General features: G+C 61.4%; 18 protein-coding genes. 10 read left to right on the top strand and 8 right to left on the bottom strand.

Translation table 11 applies throughout. The features are described from left to right. Positions 1 to 218: 218 nt before the first annotated feature. From mgtE to FJ930_RS18520, 5 genes are all read right to left on the bottom strand, one after another. Positions 219 to 1583 (bottom strand): magnesium transporter, encoded by a 1365-nt coding sequence (mgtE, locus tag FJ930_RS18535; protein ID WP_140777508.1) that lies wholly within the window; start codon positions 1581 to 1583, stop codon positions 219 to 221. 271 nt (positions 1584 to 1854) lie between these two features. Beyond that, complete coding sequence (locus FJ930_RS18530; protein WP_181763420.1) at positions 1855 to 3747, bottom strand: ABC transporter ATP-binding protein/permease; 1893 nt, start codon at positions 3745 to 3747, stop codon at positions 1855 to 1857. 371 nt (positions 3748 to 4118) lie between these two features. Then, positions 4119 to 4250, bottom strand: a complete 132-nt coding sequence (locus FJ930_RS30750; RefSeq protein ID WP_281408913.1) for a hypothetical protein — start codon at positions 4248 to 4250, stop codon at positions 4119 to 4121. A 199-nt stretch (positions 4251 to 4449) separates the two neighbouring features. Further along, positions 4450 to 5130, bottom strand: coding sequence for a DsbA family protein (locus FJ930_RS18525; RefSeq protein ID WP_141839610.1), 681 nt, complete (start codon positions 5128 to 5130; stop codon positions 4450 to 4452). A 16-nt stretch (positions 5131 to 5146) separates the two neighbouring features. Next, positions 5147 to 6967: an extracellular solute-binding protein gene (locus FJ930_RS18520; protein ID WP_141839609.1), complete on the bottom strand. Its 1821-nt coding sequence runs from the start codon at positions 6965 to 6967 to the stop codon at positions 5147 to 5149. A 233-nt stretch (positions 6968 to 7200) separates the two neighbouring features. On the opposite strand from FJ930_RS18520, the gene FJ930_RS18515 reads away from it, so the two are divergent. Continuing rightward, positions 7201 to 7830, top strand: coding sequence for an invasion associated locus B family protein (locus FJ930_RS18515; RefSeq protein ID WP_140606916.1), 630 nt, complete (start codon positions 7201 to 7203; stop codon positions 7828 to 7830). Between the two features lie 92 nt (positions 7831 to 7922). Here FJ930_RS18515 and hspQ read toward each other — a convergent pair whose 3' ends face one another. Both hspQ and FJ930_RS18505 read right to left on the bottom strand, forming a co-directional pair. Then, complete coding sequence (gene hspQ / locus FJ930_RS18510; RefSeq protein ID WP_027027770.1) at positions 7923 to 8246, bottom strand: heat shock protein HspQ; 324 nt, start codon at positions 8244 to 8246, stop codon at positions 7923 to 7925. A gap of 173 nt (positions 8247 to 8419) precedes the next feature. Further along, the gene (locus FJ930_RS18505; RefSeq protein ID WP_141839694.1) at positions 8420 to 9634 is read right to left on the bottom strand and encodes a UbiH/UbiF family hydroxylase; all 1215 of its coding nucleotides are present in this window, start codon (positions 9632 to 9634) and stop codon (positions 8420 to 8422) included. Between the two features lie 72 nt (positions 9635 to 9706). On the opposite strand from FJ930_RS18505, the gene FJ930_RS18500 reads away from it, so the two are divergent. The 9 genes from FJ930_RS18500 to FJ930_RS18460 all read left to right on the top strand — a co-directional run bounded on the left by FJ930_RS18500 (position 9707) and on the right by FJ930_RS18460 (position 18801). Further along, positions 9707 to 10636, top strand: coding sequence for a DUF2182 domain-containing protein (locus FJ930_RS18500; RefSeq protein ID WP_140739467.1), 930 nt, complete (start codon positions 9707 to 9709; stop codon positions 10634 to 10636). Between the two features lie 14 nt (positions 10637 to 10650). After that, positions 10651 to 11265 (top strand): DUF1326 domain-containing protein, encoded by a 615-nt coding sequence (locus tag FJ930_RS18495; protein ID WP_140739464.1) that lies wholly within the window; start codon positions 10651 to 10653, stop codon positions 11263 to 11265. Next, a complete protein-coding gene (gene pcsA / locus FJ930_RS18490; RefSeq protein WP_140739461.1) occupies positions 11262 to 12080 on the top strand; it encodes a phosphatidylcholine synthase in 819 nt (272 codons plus the stop codon). Before FJ930_RS18495 ends, pcsA begins: the two co-directional genes overlap by 4 nt. Before the next feature lie 28 nt (positions 12081 to 12108). Then, positions 12109 to 13086, top strand: a complete 978-nt coding sequence (locus FJ930_RS18485) for a quinone oxidoreductase (protein WP_141839608.1) — start codon at positions 12109 to 12111, stop codon at positions 13084 to 13086. Positions 13087 to 13302: 216 nt separating this feature from the next. Continuing rightward, positions 13303 to 14880 (top strand): ABC transporter ATP-binding protein, encoded by a 1578-nt coding sequence (locus FJ930_RS18480; RefSeq protein ID WP_181763419.1) that lies wholly within the window; start codon positions 13303 to 13305, stop codon positions 14878 to 14880. Then, complete coding sequence (locus FJ930_RS18475) at positions 14877 to 16007, top strand: ABC transporter permease (RefSeq protein WP_140739452.1); 1131 nt, start codon at positions 14877 to 14879, stop codon at positions 16005 to 16007. The genes FJ930_RS18480 and FJ930_RS18475 overlap by 4 nt, the downstream gene beginning before the upstream one ends. Then, a complete protein-coding gene (locus FJ930_RS18470; RefSeq protein WP_140739450.1) occupies positions 16007 to 16927 on the top strand; it encodes an ABC transporter permease in 921 nt (306 codons plus the stop codon). The genes FJ930_RS18475 and FJ930_RS18470 overlap by 1 nt, the downstream gene beginning before the upstream one ends. 52 nt (positions 16928 to 16979) lie before the next feature. After that, complete coding sequence (locus FJ930_RS18465; protein WP_140739447.1) at positions 16980 to 18047, top strand: BMP family ABC transporter substrate-binding protein; 1068 nt, start codon at positions 16980 to 16982, stop codon at positions 18045 to 18047. A gap of 157 nt (positions 18048 to 18204) precedes the next feature. Then, a complete protein-coding gene (locus FJ930_RS18460) occupies positions 18205 to 18801 on the top strand; it encodes a GNAT family N-acetyltransferase (protein WP_246676952.1) in 597 nt (198 codons plus the stop codon). Here the strand turns inward: FJ930_RS18460 and rimO are convergent. Then, positions 18783 to 20096 (bottom strand): 30S ribosomal protein S12 methylthiotransferase RimO, encoded by a 1314-nt coding sequence (gene rimO, locus FJ930_RS18455; protein ID WP_140739444.1) that lies wholly within the window; start codon positions 20094 to 20096, stop codon positions 18783 to 18785. The genes FJ930_RS18460 and rimO overlap by 19 nt on opposite strands. Positions 20097 to 20215: the final 119 nt, after the last annotated feature.

The following is a 20215-nucleotide window of genomic DNA, read 5'->3' as shown; positions in this document are numbered from 1 at the left end:
ACTGCCAGCGGCTTGCCGTCAAAGGGGAGCAATCAATGTCCGTCGCCCCGCTCAGCTCAGCACCGCTTGCTCGTGACTTTGGCGGACGCATCGATCTGGTCGTCGACCAGGCCGTCGAGGAGGAGCGCATCGTTGGCGCGCCTCCTTTTCGCTCGACGGGGCGAAGTTCTCTTCAGCCGCGCCGCCAGCCTTTGCCGGCGGCGGAGACAGTTGTCGTGCTACAGCAGCGTGCCGCGCAAGATGACCAGCGCCACCGAGAAATAGATCACCAGCCCGGTGACATCGACCAGCGTGGCGACGAACGGGGCCGATGCGCTGGCGGGGTCGAAGCCGATCCTCTTCAGGGCGAACGGCAGCATCGACCCGGACAGGGAGCCAAAGGTGACGATACCGACCAGTGCCGCCCCGACCGTCGCCGCAATCAGCGGCCAATGCGGGCCGTAATCGTAAAAACCCATATACTGCCAGAGTGCGATACGGCAGATGCCGACCACACCCAGCATCGAGCCGAGCACCAGTCCGGTCGGCAGTTCGCGCAAGGCAACGCGCCACCAGTCGCGCAGCCCGATCTCACGCAGCGCCAGCGCGCGGATGACCAGCGAGGTCGCCTGCGAGCCGGAATTGCCGCCGGAGCTCATGATCAGCGGAATGAACAGCGTCAGCACGATCGCCTTTTCCAGCTCTCCCTCGTAGCTTTGCATGGCGTTGGCCGTCAGCATCTCGCTGATGAACAAGGCGCAGAGCCAGCCGCCGCGCTTCTGGATCATCGCGAGGAAGCTCATCTTCATGTAGGGCTCGTCAAGCGCTTCCATGCCGCCGAAGCGATGCACGTCCTCCGTCGTCTCTTCGATCATCGTGTCGATGATGTCGTCGATCGTGACGATGCCGAGGATCTTGCCGTGATCGACGACGGGGACCGCGAGCAAATCGTATTTCGAGATCGTCTGCGCCAGATTTTCACGATCGGTCAGCGGGGTGACCGTCACCGGTACGCGGTCCGGCGCCACGGACATGATGGAGTCGTCCGGCTCCCCGGTGATGAGCCGGCGCAAACCGGTCGATCGCACCAGGAGATGCGTTTCCGGATCGACGATGTAGATCGCGTAGACGGTCTCGCGCGTCCGCTCGACCTTGCGGATGTAATCGAGCGTGCGCCCAACGGTCCAATCGGACGGAACGCTGACGAATTCGGTCGTCATGATCGATGCGGCGCTGCCTTCGGGATAGCCCAAAATGGAAAGAAGGGTCGCGCGCAGTGGCGGCGCCAGCGCACCGAGCAGCTCGGAGCGAGCCGGTTCGTCGAGCTCGCGCAGGATGTCGGCTGCCCGGTCGACCGACATGGCGGTGAGCAGCTTGCTTGCCTTGGGGCGGGGCAGGGCCTCCACGAGTTCGGGCGCGCCTTCGAGCTCAGGCTGATCGAATATCTCGACCAGCCGCTCGAAAGGCACGGCGCAAAGCAGATCCGTCGCCGTTTCGCGCGGTTCATGGTTGAGCGCCTCGACGACGTCGGCGACGTGGTCGTTTGCAAGGATGCGGGCGATGGCGACGGCCTCGTCGTCCGCTACGGGAGAAAAATCGTTCATGGCTCACTCCTTGCCGTCCGGCAGGACATGAACCATTCAGGTCACGCCTAGGCGGACGGCGGTTGCGTTCGACTAATACTGTCGCCAGGCATGGCGTGGTGACCTTTCCGCTTGCGGGTTCGGATTTGACTATCAGCAAGCCGGCGCAACATAGGAGCGCGCCTCGCCGAGTCAATCGCACTGAGGAAGGAAAACGGTGCCTGACGGCCCCGATCGCGAGACTGTGATCGCCGACTGCCGTATTGCCCGGCAAGTCGCGGTAAAATCATCGTTATTTCTGCTTGAGCCGACGCGAGAAGCGCAGCCATTTGTCCTCGACCGGCTGTGGCTGAACCAGAATTGTGGTGAGTTCGACCGGCAGCGTCGGAGCCAGGGGCTTCTTGTTGGCGACGCCGTCGGCGATCACCACCATGCTGTGGTAGAACTCGGTGCCGGCGACAGATCTCGGCGCCACGGCTTCGTGCATGACGCTGATCACAGTCACGTCGGGACAATTGTCCTTGATAGCCTGGTGGAAGGCAATCTTGCCATCCGGGTCGAGCGCACCGGTCGCTTCATCGAGGAACAGCAGTCCGGGCTGTTGCAGTATGATGCGGGCCACCACCAGTTTCTGCTTCTGGCCGCCCGACAGCACCTGATCCCAGCTTTTGCCCTCACGGCTTTCATCGGCCATATGCTCGATGAAGTCGCCAAGGCCAGCCTTGTGCAGCGCCGCGGCCACTTGCGCATCGCCATGATCGTGTTCGGAGCCAGGCAGGCAAACGAGCTGTTTCAGCGAGACCTGCTGCAGCTTGACCTCCTGGGCGGCATAGAAGCTCTTCACCCCTTCGGGGAAAACGATGGTGCCGCGACCATAGGGCCACAGGCCATTAATCGCCTTGATCAGCGAGGTCTTGCCGCAACCGGATTCGCCTTTCAGGAACGTCCACTCGCCGCGACGGAAGCGCAGGTTGGCAGCACTGAGGAACGGGGTCGCGTCCTCACCCTGATGCGCCAGTTCGAGTTTCTGGATGGTCAAACCGAAGACCGGATTCTGGGAGGCATAGTGGAAGTCGGAACAGCCGGTCTGGCTGTAGAACTCCTGCGGGTACTGAACATTCTCGATCGCATTGGCGAGTTCCGTAACACGTTGGCTGTTGGCGCGCAGCGTGGCGATGGCCGGCATGACATGGATGAACCAGGAACATTGGCCGATCAGCGAATTGACCAGTTCGGAGCCGGTTATGTAGCCCTTGAGATCGAGACCATTGTGGATGAACGGCACGAGGCCAGGCCCATAGGCAACAATGCGGGCCGCGATGAAATTGTAGATCAGCTCGAACGACATATAGACGGTGTTGACGACGTTCAGCCGCGACCAGGTCCCGTCGATATCGGCATAAAGCCGGCGATGCATGGTCTTCTGCACGCCTTCGCCATTGGAAGCCGCGACGTGGAAACTGCGGCGCAGGAAGGTGGTCAGTTCGCCGCGGTAGCTGCCCTCGGCCTGCTGCATTCGGACGTTGAGGCGCTCGAGCAGGCCGCCGAGCTTGACCGCGATCCATGTGTTCAGCGGCACATAGGTGGCGACCGCCAGGAAGGCCAGGACGGCGCTGCCATAACTGCCTAGGAACCCCAGCCCCTTCACCTCGACGGAGGTTTCGAGCAGCTTCTGGCCGACGAAATAGAGTGAGGTCGCGACACCGAGCACGCCCATGGCGAGGCCGATGGCGCCGCCTGTCATGTCCTTGATCGATTCCTGGATGCGCTGGTCGATATTGTCGGGAGCGGGCGTGCCGCCGCCTGGCGAAGCATGCTGGGCATGGAAATGGGTGTGGTTGCCATCCAGCAGGGCCTCGTTGAAGCGGCTGTCGAGCCAACCGCGCCATTTGCGGTGCAGCGTGACCGAGACAAGATTGCGGATCCCGGTAAAGCCGGCATCCTTGAGCACAACCAGCAAGGCAAGAATGCCGGCGTTGATCAAGAGCGTCCGCAGCGGCGTGGTGTTTGCGGCATCGTGGAAGAAGGCGATCGAGTTGACCAGTTCACCGGAGGCTTCGGCGAACCATACCCCCGCCTTGCTGGACAGAGCCGTGAGCAGCGCTATCACCAGCGTCAGCGTCCAGGCTTCCTTCCACCGGTCCGAAATCCAGTAGGCTCGCATGAGCCCCCAGAAACTGCGCATCGAGGATACCGGCGTCAAATGCGACTGCCCCGCGGCGTCGCTGCGTAGTCCATCCGGTACTGACTCTTGCGATCGTCTTCCGATCCGAATCACGATCCCGCCCAAACCTTTTTTGTTTTGTTACGGATGGTAACACCAATTGATCATTTTCTATTAATTTTTGTAGAGGGACAGCGGAATTGAAGTTCCGGGCGTGTCGCCAAGGCAACAGCACTGCCCTTCCAAATGTCGCTCCGAAGCTGAGAAAAAGGCTATATAATATAAGGATGTCAGGTAGTTGTGAAACGACAGGGCAGGGCGCGCCTACTTTCCCTTAGGGAAGGCATTCACACGAATTCGTGACGCATTGGTTTGCCCGGCCGGCTGATTTTTTATTGCGCGCCAACCAGAATTCCCGAAGCACCGCCGACCTTGGTGGCTGGTTCCTTGCCGTCATCATCCCTGCCGGCAGCCGAGAAATGGCCCGCGAGCGTCTTGGCGGAGACGTCACGCTTGTGGATCACCTTCCCTCCTTGAACCACATCCCTGACCATGGCGCCGGAGTCGAGAATGTTGAAGTTGCCGCCATTGGCCGGAAATCCGTCGCCGAACGGGTAGATGCCGAGGACTCACCAAGTCGCCAACCCGCCGTGCGAGGCATTGCCTGCTGTCCAAACCCTGAGGGCCGTCCCCCGTTGAGAATCAAAGCCTGCCCGGACGGCGTCAGCCGACTGCGTCCAACTCGCCGCGCGCCTTGGCGGCCGCGACCTGGCGAATGGCATCAGCCAGGGTGTCGACGTCCTGTGCGCCCATAACGGCATATTTGCCTTCGAGCAGGAAACAGGGCACGCCCGTTATGCCCATGCGCGAGGCTGTGGCGATCTCGGCGCGCACAGCTTCGGCATCGGCATCGGTCGGCAAGAGTGTAGCCACCACGGACGCGTCCATGCCGGCCTCGCGGGCGGCTTCGACCAACACGGCATGGTCGCCGATGTTGACGCCTTCCTCGAAATTCAACTGGAAGAGGCGACGCACCAGCCTGTTCTGTACCGCTGCGCCGGCAGCGCCAGCCCAGCGGATCAGGCGGTGCGCATCCAATGTGTTTGGCGCCACCTTGATGGCATCGAAAGCAAAGGAAATGCCTTCTGCTTCGCCGAGCGGTTCGATACGGCCATGAATCTCGCGAATGCGCTCGTCGCTGCCGAATTTGGCCAGCATATACTCCCGGCGGTCCTTGCCTTGCGGCGGAATGGTCGGATCGAGCTGGAATGGCCGCCAGCGTATATGCACGTCCACATCGCCAGCCGCGGCGACCGCCTTGTCCAGCCGCTTCTGGCCGATGAAGCACCAGGGGCAGACGACGTCGGAGACCACATCGACGGTTATGGCGTTCGCTTCGCTCATCTCGATCTCCGGCTTTTCAGTTCGGTTTGCGCCACCAGCTTGGCAGTTGATAACCGAATATGGGCGTCTTCCGCGGATGTTCCAGATAATTCCAGTAAGCAAGCCACTGCTGTGTGTTGTACTGCATCGGCACGATGTAGTTGCCGGAGATCAGCAGCCGGTCGAGAACCCGGACAGCGGCCACATAATCCTCCTTGGTGCGTGCGTTCAGCATCGCATCGATCGCGGCATCAATCGCCGGGTCGGCGACACCAGCGAGGTTGAAAGTCCCTTCTCTCATGGCCTCCGAGGAACTCCAGCGTCCGACCTGCTCACTGCCTGGCGACAGCGAATTGTTGAAGCCGCTCGACCCGAACAGCATTTCGAAATCCAACCGCTGCTTTCGCGATTGGATTTGGTCGCCATCGAGGCTGCGGATGGTGACGTTGATGCCGATCTTCTGCAGCGTGCGCTGATAGATCGTGGCAAGGCGCTCTTCGTCCTGTGACGCGGCAATTATCTCGAAACCGAAAGGCTTTCCCTGGGGATCGAGCATTGTCCCGTCCTGCACATGATATCCAATGCTCTTCAGCAGATCGAAGGCAGCTCTCAACACCTTGCGGTCATTGCCTGATCCATCGGTGACCGGCGGCTGGTAAGTGCCGTCCATCACATCGGCCGGCACGCGGCCGGGGTAGGGGGCCAGAAGCGCCTTCTCCCGGTCGCTGGCTGGATGACCGAGCGCGGAAAGCTCGGAATTCTGCCAATAGCTCATCGTGCGTGTGTATTTGCCGTCGAACAGGTTCTTGTTGGCCCACTCGAAGTCATAGAGCATGCCAAGCGCCCTCCGCACGACGGGGTTGGAGAACTTCGGCAGTCTTGTATTGAACAGGAAACCGGTCACGACAGGTGGAATGCCGGTGTCGAAATTCTCTGCCTTCACATCGCCTTTGCGGAAGGCCGGAAAATCGATGTCGCGCTCGCGCTTGACCGGATCTGTTTCATCGTCAATGGCGCAGATGCCCTTCTTGAAAGCTTCCGTCTTGGCATTGGCGTTGAGGAAGTACTCGATCGTGATCTGATCGTAATTGTCAAAGCCGCGCTTCGAGGGGAGGTCCTTGCCCCAATAATCCGGGTTGCGCTTGAAGACGATGCGCTGGCCGGGCTGTACCTTGTCGACCGTATAGGGTCCGCTGCCGATCAAAGGTTTCAGCGTGGTCTTGTCGAACGTCTCCTTGGCGAAGGCATGTTTCGGGATGATCGGCGTCAGCGCTATGATCAGCGGGAATTCGCGATTGGCTTTGTCATTGAAGGTGAAGCGCACACTGTGATCGCCGGTCTTCTCCAGCTTGGCAATCATGCTCATGCGGGCGCTGTAGGGCGGACGGCCCTTGGCGGTTAAGACGTCGTAGGTGAACAGCACATCCTCCGGGGTCACCGGCTCGCCATCCGACCATTTTGCACTGGGGTTGAGATGAAACTCGATGCTCTTGCGTTCGGAATCCATGTCGGCACTGTCGGCGAGCAGGCCATAGAGGCTGAAAGGCTCGTCATAGTTGCGCTGCATCAACGGTTCGAAGACCAGATTGCCGAAGATCGTGTCCATCATGCCCCGCGCCGTCGTGCGCAGGCTTTTCAGGATGAAAGGGTTGAGATTGTCGAAGCTGCCGACGACGCAATAGGTGATGCTGCCGCCCTTCGGCGCGTCAGGATTGACGTAGCTGAAATGCGTGTAGTCCGGCGGCAGGGCCGGCTCGCCCTGCATCGCAATCGCATATTTCGGCTCCGACTGCGCCGGCGCCAGTGACAGGGCGATAAATGATGTCGCGGTGATCAGCCAAACGAGAACGCGGCTCATGACCGTCTCCTTAACAGGTCGGCTCGATGATTCGGTGCGCACCCTAGCATGAGGCAAGTGTGTGCCGGCCAATGGCGTCACCAAGAATTACAAGTGGGCGGGCTGGATTCAGCACCGCTTGCAGTGTAACACGCCGTCCGAAGTCATTCTGTTGCCTCATTTCGGCAACAGGTAGCTGGACCACGCGGCACGAAGAAGCCGGTCCCGGGATCATTTGAGAGGAAGTGCACGACATGACGAGCCTGAACAGCAATGCGTACCGCCTTTCGGTCATGGCCGCGGGCGTGGCCGGCTTTCTGGGCGCAGGACTTCCCTCTGCTTCCGCACAGCAGCAGCCGCAAATCCCACAGGGCTGGTTCAAGGCCTGCACCAAGCAGGAGGACGTCGACATCTGCAACGTCCAGAACATCGTCACCGCCGGCAATGGCCAGCTCGTCACTGGTGTGAGCTTGATCGAGCTGAAGGGCAAAGTGAATCGTAAGGTGTTTCAGGTGACGGTCCCGACCGGCCGTCTGGTGCCTCCCGGCATCGGCCTGCAGATCGACACCGGCAAGGCGCAGAAGCTCGACTATGTCATCTGCTTCCCGGATCGTTGCGTGGCGGAAGTGCCGCTGACTGACCAACTCGTCGGAGCCTTCAAGAAGGGCCAGGCGATTACGCTCACCTCCGTCAATTTCCAGAACCAGCCTAACCCGATCAAGATCGCGCTACAGGGCTTCAGCGGCGCCTATGACGGCCCCCCGCTGCAGCAGTCCGACATCGAGGACCGGCAGAAGAAGCTGCAGGACTTCGTGGCCAAGAACAACCAGGACTTCGCCAAGAAGCTCAAGGACGAGCAGGACAAGGCGAAGACCGCCAACTGATCACCGGCATTGGGTCATTCCCTGGGTTAAAGAAAAAAGCGGGGTCATGCCCCGCTTTTTTCGTTCCCGGTCTTACCTGGATTCCCGGCGTATCAGTGCCGCGACTGGCGTTTCGGCTCGTATCGCCCGTCGGGCTTCTTGTCGAACATCTCCTTGATCTGCGGGTGGCGGACCGGCTCGCCGGACTGATCCTCGAGCAGGTTCTGCTCGGATACATAGGCGATGTATTCGGTTTCCGAATTCTCGGCGAGCAGGTGATAGAATGGTTGGTCCTTGCGCGGCCGCACATCGGCGGGGATCGCCTCGTACCATTCGTCGGTGTTGGCGAATTGCGGGTCGACGTCGAAAATGATGCCTCGAAACGGAAACAGGCGGTGGCGAACCACCTGTCCGATCGCGAATTTGGCCGTTTTCATCGTACTCACCACTGAATTCCTTGATTTTATTTGGCGCGGACTCCGACCCAATTCAATCCCGGAGCGCTTGAGCGTGCTCAAGTTAGGTAGAACGCGGAGCAAAGGTTTTGATCGACGTGATCAATATCCGACGTCCTCCGGCGTCGTGGATCGCAGGAATGTCCGCAAGATCGCTACTGCTGCCGCATTGGCTTTCGCAGGCCGCCCGCAAGCGCCGCAAAGCCGCTGCCGGGACGAAGTCCTTCGCGCATGAAGAACGCGCGGAGCGGCGCAAACCCGCCAAGCACGCCGAGACCGGCGCCACGTGCCATCTGCGCCGGCAGCATGTCGGAGAGCAGTGACATGTTGAGCAGATTGACAGCGCTGCTGCGTGCCAGAACATCGGGGCGGCGTTTGAAATCGTAGGCGGCAAGGGCCCTGGCCGCGCCGGGATCTTCGCGATTTTCGTTCGCAATTCCAACGAGATCGTCGATATCCCTGATGCCAAGGTTGAGACCTTGCGCACCGATCGGCGGGAATACGTGGGCGGCCTCGCCGACAAGCGCCACACGCTGTCGCGCGAAACGCAGAGGGGTCACGGTTGAAAGCGGATAAATCTGCCGGCCCGGCTCCACCGTGACCCGACCCAGCATCGACTGCATCCGCTGCTCGACCCGCAAGGAGAGCGCTACATCATCCAATGCGGCAAGTTCCTTGGCGGTCTCGGGCTTCACCACCCAGACGAGGCTTGAGCGATTGCCGGGCAACGGAACCTGCGTGAATGGACCGGTCTCGGTATGGAACTCCGTCGAAGTGAAGGCATGGTCGCGGCCATGGCTGAAATTGAGCACCAGCGCCGCCTGCGGATAGGAGCGCGCGGCGGTCGAAATGCCCGCCGCCTCGCGAGCAGGCGACAGGCGTCCATCGGCCGCGACCGCCAGCGATGCACCAACCGCGCTGCCATCGGCGAGTTCAGCATCGGCCCTGTCCGCACCGAGATGCCAGGCCTTGACCACGGACCTCAGCCATTCGATCCCGGAATGGCCGGCCACCTTGCCGGCAAGCGCCGGAGCAAAGATGCTGTTGGGCAGGTTCAGGCCGAACTGCTCTTCGTCGATCTCGCTGGCGCGGAAGGTGACAACGGGGCTGCGGATCAGCCGGCTGGTCGCATCGACGATGCGCATCACTTTCAAGGGTGCGGCTTTGGACTTGATCGCTTCGAGGACATCAAGCCGCTCCAGCACCTTCAGGGCAGGGGTCATCAGCGCCGTGGTGCGGCCATCGGGGGCTGAAGCCTCTGGCCCGACAAGCGTCACCGGGAAACCGGAATCGGCGAAAGCGAGCGCCGCGATCAGCCCTGCCGGCCCGGTGCCGGCAATCAGTATGCGCGCTGTTTCCTGATGCTCCACGATCGGCTTTCCGGCTTGCTGTGCGAGGCGGCCCAACCAGACCTGCCAGTGGAGCAGCATATAGGTCAGATCATGCGGCTTGATCAACGCGGCGATTCGGCCCATTCGGTTGTCATGACCGGCCACCAGCACGATTTCAGCCATCTCGACCGCGCCGGCCGCGCCATGGCAAATGTCGCGCGCAACCCGCGCCCGACGGTCAACGTCGTTGTCGGCGCAAGCATTCTGCTCGCCTGGCTGTCGCTGGCCGCGATGGCGATCCGCGGCGCCGATGCCCGGGGCGGCGCGCCCGGCGACGCTCTCCTGCGCGGCCTGCCGCAACTGCCATTGCCCGATTTTCTTGAACGGTTCTTCGCGCTCTGCCTGTCGCCGGCGCCGCTGGATGGAAGCATCGGTCCGCGTGCCGTGGCACTCATTCTCATGTGGTTCCTGATGGCGATCGCCGCGATGCTGCCGTCCGCGGCGCCGATGATCCGCACCTATTGCGAGATTGCCGATACAGCCCGGATCAAGGGCGAGCCAGTTGTTCATCCGCTGGCGCTGGTTGCCGGTTATCTCAGCGTCTGGTTCGCCGCCTCGATGCTGTTCGCGGCGCTCACGCTTGCTGTGCACACATTCGCCGCATCCGGCGACATGCTCGATCCGCTCCTTGGCGTTGCCGGCGCACTCGCATTGATGATTGCTGGCCTCTACCAGTTCAGCGGCTTCAAGGAGGCCTGCCTGAAGCAATGCCGCAACCCGTTCTCGATCCTGTTTTCGAACTGGAGTGCCAAAGCGGGCCGCGTCTTCAGGCTCGGCCTCGTCCAAGGGGCTTGGTGCCTCGGCTGCTGCTGGGCGCTGATGCTGGTGATGTTCGCCGTGGGCGTCATGAACGTCTTCTGGATGGCGCTGATCGGCCTGTTCACCCTGATTGAAAAACAGACGACGGGCAGTCTTCCAACCCGGCTGGCCGGTGCGATACTGCTTGTCTGGGCAGCCGCGCTGCTAGTAATCTCGCTGTGACTGGGGGAAATTCGATGACAGATCAGGGCTGGGCGATGAAAGGAGAGCTCGTACTCTCCTGCAATTGCACGGTTTTCTGCCCTTGCGTGCTGTCGCTTGGGAGTCACCCTCCGACCGAGGGCTATTGCCAGACCTGGGCTGGTTTCCGCATCGATTCCGGACATTTCGGCGAGGTCGATCTTTCCAGCCTTAATCTTGGACTGATCATGGAAATTCCCGGTTACATGAGCCGCGGCAACTGGACCGCCGGCCTGTTCATCGACAAACGCGCCTCGATCTACGCGGTCAAGGCATTGACGAAGATCTTCACCGGCAAGGCGGGCGGGACCACATCGCTGCTGTCGATCCTCGTCGGGAAATTCCTGGGTGTCGAACAGGTGCCGATCACCTATGAGACGCGGGACAAGACGCGTATCTTCCAAATACCGAAGATCATAGACGGGGCGGTCACGCCAATCACAGGCAAGGACCGCGAGAAGGATACAGTGATCAGCAATTCGGAATACTGGATTGCGCCGGAAATCATCGTGGCCAGGTCCGACAAGAGCAAGATGCGGGCCTTTGGCCGCAATTGGAATTTTGCAGGCCGCTCGGCCGAAATCTGCAAGCTGGATTGGCGGGGCCCGTGAGCAAGAACACAACGGCCAGGAAAGCCGCCAAGAAGATCACGGACCGGATTCCGCGACCTAAGAAGAAAGTCACCTGGCCCCAGGCAAGGGCGTTCTCCGTCCATCTGCTCACGGCATCAGGCTCGTTCCTTGCCTTCCTGTCGCTGGTGGCGGCGAGCGAGGAGCGCTGGACGGCAATGTTCTGGTGGCTTGGTCTGGCTCTGTTCGTCGACGGTATCGACGGGCCGATCGCCCGAAAACTCGAGGTCAAGGAAATCCTGCCGACATGGTCGGGCGAACTCCTCGACAACATCATCGACTACGTGACCTACGTGCTGATCCCGGCCTTCGCGCTCTACCAGCGCGGCTTCATGGGCGAGGGCCTGTCGTTCCTGTCGGCTGCGATCATCGTCGTCTCCAGTGCGATCTACTATGCCGACACCGGCATGAAGACGAAGGAGAATTTCTTCAAGGGATTCCCCGTCGTCTGGAACATGGTGGTGTTCACGCTCTTCGTCATCGAGCCGGGACAATGGGTTTCGTTCGCCGTGGTGGTGGTGGCAGGTATTCTGACGTTCATCCCGATCAATTTCATTCATCCGGTGCGGGTGGTGCGGCTGCGCCGCATCAATCTCACGATCACCCTTTTGTGGTGCGCCTTCGGCGCGCTTGCCCTTGCACAGGCGGCTCTCGCAGCCTTCTACGACCAGATCGGAGTGCTCGGCGAACAGGTCAGCACTTTCACCAAGATCGGCATCACCGTTACCGGGCTTTATCTGGCCTGCATCGGTGGCATCATGCAGTTCTTTCCAAATCTCGGTGCCAAGAAGACCTGATCCGCCGCTCCCAGAGGAAGCTCAATCCATGTCCAAAGCGATCCGCATCCACGCCAATGGCGGCCCGGAGGTTCTGACCTATGAGGACGCCGATCCCGGCCGGCCGGGATCGGGGCAGATCCTGGTCAGGCATACGGCAATCGGCCTCAACTTCATCGACGTCTATCATCGCTCGGGCCTTTACCCGCCGCCCGGCGGGTTTCCGCTCATTCCGGGCAGCGAGGCCGCCGGCGTGGTGCTGGAGGTCGGGCAGGACGTCGACTGGCTGAAGCCGGGGGACCGGATCGCCTACGCCGTGACGACGGGCGCCTACGCGCAAGAACGCGTCATCGACGCCAGCCGGGTCGTCAAGGTTCCGGACGGCATCAGCGACGAACAGGCGGCCGCGATGATGCTGAAAGGCATGACCGCCGAGTATCTCCTGCGGCGGACCTTCAAGGTCAAGGCCGGCGACACCATCCTGTTTCATGCCGCTGCCGGCGGCGTCGGGCTTATCCTCGGCCAATGGGCGAAACATCTGGGCGCGACCGTCATCGGCACGGCAAGCTCGAGCGACAAGATTGAACTCGCCAAGGCGCACGGCTTCGACCATGTCATCAACTACAAGGAGCAGGATTTCGTCGCCGGCGTCGCGGCCATCACCGGCGGCAGGAAATGCGATGTCGTCTACGATTCGGTGGGCAACGACACATTTCCGGCCTCGCTCGACTGTCTGAAGCCGCTCGGCATGTTCGTCAGCTTCGGCCAGTCCTCGGGGCCGATCCCGCCGTTCTCGATGTCGTTGCTGGCGCAGAAAGGCTCCTTGTTCGCCACCAGGCCAACGCTTTTCGTCTACAACGCAAAACGCGAGGACCTCGACGCCTCGGCTGCCGCGCTGTTCGAGGTGGTGCTCAGCGGCGCCGTCCAGATCAAGATCAACCAGCGCTATGCGCTGAAAGACGCGGGCAAGGCGCATTCGGATCTTGAAGGCCGCCGCACGACAGGCACGACCATCCTGGTTCCGTGAGGGGAGTCTGCCTTGGTTTTCGCCGTATTGCCGCGGTCGCGGGCACCGTTTGCACGAAAACCCGGCCTGCTGCATGCTGAGGCAAGGAAGGCTGATCTTTACCCTTGAGTTTCCGCTGAAATTCTTGAAGCTCTTTCAAGTCGAGTGCTGCTTTCGCACAAGCGCTGGCCACGCATACGATGCTTGCGGGAACACAGAACATGTCCGGCAATCCGGATGGGAGGCACTGTGAGTGCAAATCATGATGGGGCGAACCTGCTTGAGGTTCGTGGCCTGACCAAGATATTCGGCACGCTGACCGCGTGCGATCATATCGACCTCAACATCGCCAAAGGTGAAATCCACGCGCTGCTCGGGGAGAACGGCGCCGGCAAATCGACGCTAGTCAAGATGCTGTTCGGCTCGCTGGAGCCGAATTCCGGCGAGATTTTCTGGAATGGCCAGGCTGTGCGGATCACCAGCCCGGGTGCGGCGAAGAAGCTCGGCATCGGCATGGTGTTCCAGCATTTTTCGCTGTTCGAGGCGCTGACCGCGGCCGAAAACATCGCGCTGTCCCTGGACGACGGTTCGCCGATCAGCAGCATCGCCGCGAAGGCAAGGGCGCTTTCCTACAGCTATGGCCTGCCGCTCGATCCGGAATCGCTGGTCGGCGACCTGTCGGTCGGTGAGCGCCAGCGCATCGAGATCATCCGCTGCCTGCTGCAGACGCCGCAACTCATCATCCTGGACGAGCCGACATCGGTACTGACGCCGCAGGAAGCGGACAAGCTGTTCGAGACACTGGAGCGGCTGCGCTCGGAAGGCAAATCGATCCTCTACATTTCGCACCGGCTCGAAGAGGTCAAACGCATCTGCGACCGCGCCACCGTGTTGCGGCATGGCAAGGTGGTCGGTCACTGCAATCCACGCGAAGAGACTGCCGCTTCGCTCGCCCGCATGATGGTCGGCAACGAGGTGCAGGCCGTGGTGCGTGCGCCGGTAGAGGGGATCGAAACCGCGCAGCCGCTGCTCGAAATCCGCAGCCTCAGCCGCAAGCCGGCAACGCCATTCTCCATTCCGCTCAAGACCATCAGCCTCAACGTCCGTGCTGGCGAGGTGATCGGCATCGCTGGTGTCGCCGGCAACGGCCAGGGCGAATTCTTTGAATCCGTCTCAGGCGAAGTCTTGCAGCAGGATGCCGCTTCGGTGCGCATCCGGGGCAAGGATGCCGGTGGCCTCACCATCACCGGGCGCCGCCTGCTGGGTGCCGCCTTCGTGCCTGAGGAGCGTCTCGGCCATGGCGCGGCACCACGCATGAAACTCTCGGAAAACCTGCTGCTGTCGCGGCATGCGACCGACGGCAGGGCCTTCGTCGGCGCCGGTGGGATGGTGAAGAGCGGGGCTGTCTACGCCGCCTCCCAACGCATCATCGAGGCAATGGATGTGCGCAAGAGCGCGCCGGATCCCGAAGCTGCAGCGCTTTCGGGCGGCAATCTGCAGAAATTCATCGTCGGCCGCGAACTCGACCGACGGCCAAGCGTGATGGTGGTGAACCAGCCCACTTGGGGCGTCGACGCCGGTGCCGCCGCCCATATCCGGCAGGCATTGATCGAACTGTCGCGCAGCGGATCGGCGGTGCTGGTGATCAGCCAGGATCTCGACGAACTGTTCGAAATATCCGACGCGATCGCGGTCATGCACAATGGCGAGCTTTCCAAGCCGATGCCGATCGCCGAAGCAACCTTCGAGAAGGTCGGTCTGCTGATGGGTGGCGCCGAGCCCGGCCACGCCGAACATACGCTGGAGACGGCATGATGCGCCTCGAACTCGTCAAACGCCCGCAGCGCTCGGCGCTGTTCTCGATGCTGTCACCGTTCATCGCCTTCGCGCTGACGATCATCGCCGGCGCCATCATGTTCGCGCTGCTCGGCGTCAATCCGCTGACCGCGTTCCGGATATACTTCATCGAACCGGTCAGCCAGGTCTGGCAGTTGCATGAACTGGCGATCAAGGCGGCGCCACTCATCCTGATCGCGGTCGGCCTGTCTGTCTGCTACAAGGCCAACATCTGGAACATCGGCGCCGAAGGCCAGTTCATTTTCGGCGCTATATTCGGCTCCATCATTCCGGTGCTGTTTCCACAATTCGAAGGCCCGCTGGTGCTGCCGCTGATGCTTCTGCTCGGCATGGTCGGTGGCGCGGCCTATGCGGCGATCCCGGCCTTGCTGAAGACCCGGTTCAATACCAACGAGATCCTGACCAGTCTGATGCTGGTCTACGTCGCCCAGCTCTTCCTCGACTGGCTGGTGCGCGGTCCATGGCGCGATCCGCAAGGCCACGGCTTCCCGCAGACGATCCAATTCGGCGATGCGGCCACCTTGCCGCAGCTGATGCCGGATGCCGGGCGGGCCAATTGGGGCTTTGTCTTCGCACTCCTTGCCGCGGTGCTGATCTGGATCCTGATGGGCCGCATGCTCAAGGGCTTCGAGGTCCGCGTGCTGGGTTCCAGCCCAAGGGCAGGGCGCTTCGCCGGCTTCGGCCTCAGCCGGATGGTGTTCTTCGCCTTCCTGCTGTCAGGAGCGCTGGCCGGTCTTGCCGGCATTTCGGAAGTCTCCGGCGCCATCGGGCAATTGCAGCCGGTGATCTCGCCCGGCTATGGCTTCACCGCCATTATCGTGGCGTTCCTCGGCCGCCTCAATCCGCTCGGCATCATCGCAGCCGGCCTGGTGCTCGCGCTAACCTATCTCGGCGGCGAGGCGGTGCAAAGCGCGCTTGGCATTTCCGACAAGGTGGCGAGAGTGTTTCAGGGCATGCTTTTGTTCTTCGTGCTCGGCTGCGACACGCTCATTCACTACCGCATCCGGCTGATCGGCCTGGCGCTGACGAAACCGGATGGTGCGGCGAAGCTGGAAGCCGCGCCGAAGCTGAAGGAAGCCCGCTGATGGACATCACCGTCAACATCCTCCTGACCATCGCCACCGCCGCGACGCCGCTTCTCATCGCGGCGATCGGCGAACTGGTGGTCGAACGCTCCGGCGTGCTCAATCTCGGCGTCGAAGGCATGATGATCATGGGCGCGGTGGCCGGCTTCGGAGCCGGTTATCTGACCGGCTCGCCCTGGATCGGCCTTCTGGCCGCCATCGCCATGGGAGCCGTGTTCTCGCTGCTGTTCGCGGTCATGACGCTGTCGCTCGCCACCAATCAGGTCGCGACCGGTCTGTCGCTGACCCTGCTCGGCCTCGGCCTCTCCGGCATGATCGGAACGAGCTTCGTCGGCCAGCCCGGGGTCAGGCTGCCCAATCTCGACATTCCCGGGCTGAGCTCGATCCCGGTCGTGGGCAAGCTGCTGTTCGGCCAGGATCCGGTGTTCTACATTTCGATCGCGCTGACGGCGGCGGTGATGTGGTTCCTGTTCAAGACGCGCACCGGGCTCACGCTGCGCTCGATCGGCGACAGTCATGCCTCGGCGCACGCGCTCGGCATCAAGGTCATCCGCTACCGCTATCTCTCGGTCATCTTTGGCGGCGCCTGCGCCGGCCTTGCCGGCGGCCATCTGTCACTGGTCTATACGCCGCAGTGGGTCGAGAACATGTCCGCGGGCCGTGGCTGGATCGCGCTGGCGCTGGTGGTGTTCGCGTCATGGCGGCCATGGCGGGTGCTGGCCGGCGCCTACATCTTCGGCGCGGTGTGGATCGGCCAGCTTCATGCACAGGCTTTTGGCATTCCTGTGCCCTCGCAGATGCTTTCTTCTCTGCCCTATCTGGCAACCGTCGTGGTTCTCGTTCTAATCTCGCGCAACAAGCGTCTGACGATGATGAACACGCCGGCATCCCTGGGGCAGCCATTCGTTCCGGATCGTTGACAACAATAAAAAGACGGGAAGCTCCAAGGCTTAAACTCAGAGAGGTAACACGATGAAAAAACTGCTTATTGCCCTGATGACCACGACAGCGGCACTTTCGCTGGCTGTGTCCGCAGAGGCTGCCGACAAGTTCAAGGCCTGCTGGGTCTACACTGGCCCGATCGGCGATTTCGGCTATTCCTACCAGCACGACCAGGGCCGGCTCGAGGTCGAGAAGGCGCTCGGCGACAAGGTCGAAACCGCCTATCTGGAGAACGTCTCCGAGGGCCCCGATGCCGACCGTGCCTTCGAGCGCCTGGCGCGCGAAGGCTGCAAGATCATCTTCGGCACGTCGTTCGGCTTCATGGACGCCGAAGTGAAGGTCGCCAAGAAGTTTCCGAAGGTGATGTTCGAGCACGCCACCGGTTACAAGACCGGTGACAACCTCGGCATCTACAATGCGCGTTTCTATGAAGGCCGCTACGTGCTCGGCCAGATCGCCGCCAAGGAATCGAAGTCCGGCGTGGCCGGCTACATCGTTTCCTTCCCGATCCCGGAAGTGGTCATGGGCATCAACTCCTTCATGCTCGGCGCGCAGTCGATCAACCCGAACTTCAAGGCCAAGATCGTCTGGGTCAATTCCTGGTTCGATCCGGGCAAGGAAGCCGACGCGGCCAAGGCGTTGTTCGACCAGGGCGCCGATATCATCGTCCAGCACACCGATTCGACCGCGGCGCTGCAGGTGGCCGAGGAGCGCAAGCTGCACGGCTTTGGCCAGTCATCCGACATGATCAAGTTCGCGCCGAACGCTCAACTGACCTCGCTGACCGACGAATGGGGTCCGTACTACATCAGCCGGGTGAAGGCGGCCATGGACGGCACCTGGAAGCCGGACAATGTCTGGCTCGGCATCAAGGACGGCGCGGTCAAGCTCGCGCCCTACACCAACATGCCTGACGACGTGAAGGCGATGGCCGAGGCGACCGAGAAGAAGATTGCCGGCGGCTGGAACCCCTTTACCGGGCCGATCGCCAAGCAGGACGGCACGCCCTGGCTGAAGGACGGCGAGGTCGCCGACGACGGCACGCTGCTCGGCATGAATTTCTACGTCAAGGGCGTCGACGACAAGCTGCCGCAATAAGACGCACGGAATTAGCAAAAGGGAAGGGCGCCGCGCGGCGCCCTTCTTGTTTATGGGTATGCCCGATGGAGGGCGTGGCCTTTCTGCGTAACGTTGCGTGCAAGCCTGGATTGGTCGAAACCAACCAGCGTCGTCGTGCCGCCTGCGGACCTTCTTCATGGAGCAATATGCGATGGATATGCCAGAACTCAGCCTCCCGCTTACGACCGAACGTCTCCAGCTTCGTCCATTTGCCGAAGGTGATTTTGAGTCATACGCCGCATATCATTCGCTTCCGGAGTTGTACCGATACCTTTATTCCGCTGTGCCGACGCGAAAAGCGCTTGAAGAAAAATTCAAAGGTATGCTCGAAGCACCCTTCAAGAATGATGGCGATGTCTTTCGTCTTGCTGTCGTTACCCGTGAAGATGAAACGCTTGCCGGGCAGGTCACTCTAAAACTCGCCAGCAAGGCGGCCAGACAGGGAGAGGTGGGATATATCTTTAACCCGGCCTTTGCCGGAAAAGGCTATGCGACAGAAGCCGTTGCCAAGATAATTAACGTCGGCTTCTCTGCGTTTCGATTTCACAGGATTTTTGCTCGGCTCGATGCCGCAAACAAGGGATCTATCGGCGTTGTCGAGCGGCTGCGGCTCCGTAGGGAAGCCCACCTCAGACAGAATGATCAGTTCGATGGCGTCTGGGGCGACGAATATATCTACGCGGTTTTAGCATCGGAATGGCGCGAGCCGACTGATCAGACAGCCGAACCATAGAGATCATAGGCGTCGGCACGCTCGACCTTGACGGTGACGATATCACCGGCGCGCAACGGGCGGCGCGACTGGATGTGGACGGAGCCGTCGATCTCGGGCGCATCGTATTTGGTGCGGCCCTTGGCCGAGGTGCCGTGCGCCTCGTCAATCAGCACCGGCAGGCGCTTGCCGACCTTCCTGGCCAGCTGCGCCGCCGAAATCTTCTGCTGGCGCTGCATGAAGCGGTGCCAGCGCGCTTCCTTGATCTCCTGCGGAACCTGCTCGAGGCCGAGGACATTGGAGCGGGCGCCCTTGACCGGCTCGTATTTGAAGCAGCCGGCGCGATCGATCTTGGCTTCGTCCAGCCAATCGAGCAGCATCTCGAAATCATCGTCCGTTTCGCCAGGGAATCCGACGATGAAGGTAGAGCGGATGGCGAGATCCGGGCACATGTCGCGCCAGCCGCGAATGCGCTCGAGCGTCTTTTCGCCATGCGCGGGCCGGCGCATGTTCTTCAGCACCTGCGGCGAGGCGTGCTGGAACGGAATGTCCAGATAGGGAAGGATTTTTCCTTCAGCCATCAGCGGGATGACATCGGCGACATGCGGATAGGGGTAGACATAGTGCATGCGCACCCAGATGCCGAGCTTGCCCAGTTCCTCTGACAGATCGAGGAATTTCGCCCGCACCTCGCGGTCGCCGAACATGGACGTCTGGTACTTGATGTCGATGCCGTAGGCGCTGGTGTCCTGCGAGATGACGAGGAGTTCCTTGACGCCGGCCTTGGCCAGTTTCTCGGCTTCGCGCAGAACGTCGGCGGCCGGCCGGGAGACGAGATCGCCGCGCAGCGCCGGGATGATGCAGAAGGTGCAGCGATTGTTGCAGCCTTCCGAAATCTTGAGATAGGCATAGTGGCGCGGGGTCAGCTTGACGCCCTGCGGCGGCAGGAGGTCGATATAGGGATCATGCGAAGGCGGGGCTGCCTCGTGCACGGCGGCCATCACGCTCTCATAGGCCTGCGGCCCGGTGATCGCCAGCACGTTGGGATGCCTCTCGCGGATCACCTCCGGCTCCGCACCCAGGCAACCGGTGACGATGACCCTGCCGTTTTCCGAAAGCGCGGAACCGATGGCATTCAGCGACTCGTCGCGGGCGGAATCGAGGAAACCGCAAGTGTTGACCACAACGAGATCGGCGCCATCATGCTTGCGGGCGATCTCGTAGCCCTCGGCTCGAAGACGCGTGATGATGCGCTCGGAATCGACAAGGGCTTTGGGACATCCGAGACTGACAAAGCTGACGCGCGGGGCGGACATGGGCAGATTTCCAATGGACGCGAGCCGGAAACGCTGATCCGGTCCGAAGTTCCAACATATAGCGGTTTGCGTGGCTCTGGCATGAGCTCAATTCGCGTGGCGCAATAACACGAGTTCGG

Origin of the sequence: Mesorhizobium sp. B2-4-15 (genome assembly GCF_006658505.1) — a bacterium.
Lineage (GTDB): Bacteria > Pseudomonadota > Alphaproteobacteria > Rhizobiales > Rhizobiaceae > Mesorhizobium.
Note: the sequence above shows the minus strand (reverse complement) of the source record. Positions and strands in the feature narration are given on the sequence as shown.

Coding starts and splice junctions, on each gene's coding strand:
- mgtE (WP_140777508.1), bottom strand. CDS start 1,583: ATGAACGATTTTTCTCCCGTAGCGGACGACGAGGCCGTCGCCATCGCC.
- FJ930_RS18530 (WP_181763420.1), bottom strand. CDS start 3,747: ATGCGCAGTTTCTGGGGGCTCATGCGAGCCTACTGGATTTCGGACCGG.
- FJ930_RS18525 (WP_141839610.1), bottom strand. CDS start 5,130: ATGAGCGAAGCGAACGCCATAACCGTCGATGTGGTCTCCGACGTCGTC.
- FJ930_RS18520 (WP_141839609.1), bottom strand. CDS start 6,967: ATGAGCCGCGTTCTCGTTTGGCTGATCACCGCGACATCATTTATCGCC.
- FJ930_RS18515 (WP_140606916.1), top strand. CDS start 7,201: ATGACGAGCCTGAACAGCAATGCGTACCGCCTTTCGGTCATGGCCGCG.
- hspQ (WP_027027770.1), bottom strand. CDS start 8,246: ATGAAAACGGCCAAATTCGCGATCGGACAGGTGGTTCGCCACCGCCTG.
- FJ930_RS18500 (WP_140739467.1), top strand. CDS start 9,707: ATGCGGCTTGATCAACGCGGCGATTCGGCCCATTCGGTTGTCATGACC.
- FJ930_RS18495 (WP_140739464.1), top strand. CDS start 10,651: ATGACAGATCAGGGCTGGGCGATGAAAGGAGAGCTCGTACTCTCCTGC.
- FJ930_RS18485 (WP_141839608.1), top strand. CDS start 12,109: ATGTCCAAAGCGATCCGCATCCACGCCAATGGCGGCCCGGAGGTTCTG.
- FJ930_RS18480 (WP_181763419.1), top strand. CDS start 13,303: ATGGGAGGCACTGTGAGTGCAAATCATGATGGGGCGAACCTGCTTGAG.
- FJ930_RS18475 (WP_140739452.1), top strand. CDS start 14,877: ATGATGCGCCTCGAACTCGTCAAACGCCCGCAGCGCTCGGCGCTGTTC.
- FJ930_RS18470 (WP_140739450.1), top strand. CDS start 16,007: ATGGACATCACCGTCAACATCCTCCTGACCATCGCCACCGCCGCGACG.
- FJ930_RS18465 (WP_140739447.1), top strand. CDS start 16,980: ATGAAAAAACTGCTTATTGCCCTGATGACCACGACAGCGGCACTTTCG.
- FJ930_RS18460 (WP_246676952.1), top strand. CDS start 18,205: ATGGAGCAATATGCGATGGATATGCCAGAACTCAGCCTCCCGCTTACG.
- rimO (WP_140739444.1), bottom strand. CDS start 20,096: ATGTCCGCCCCGCGCGTCAGCTTTGTCAGTCTCGGATGTCCCAAAGCC.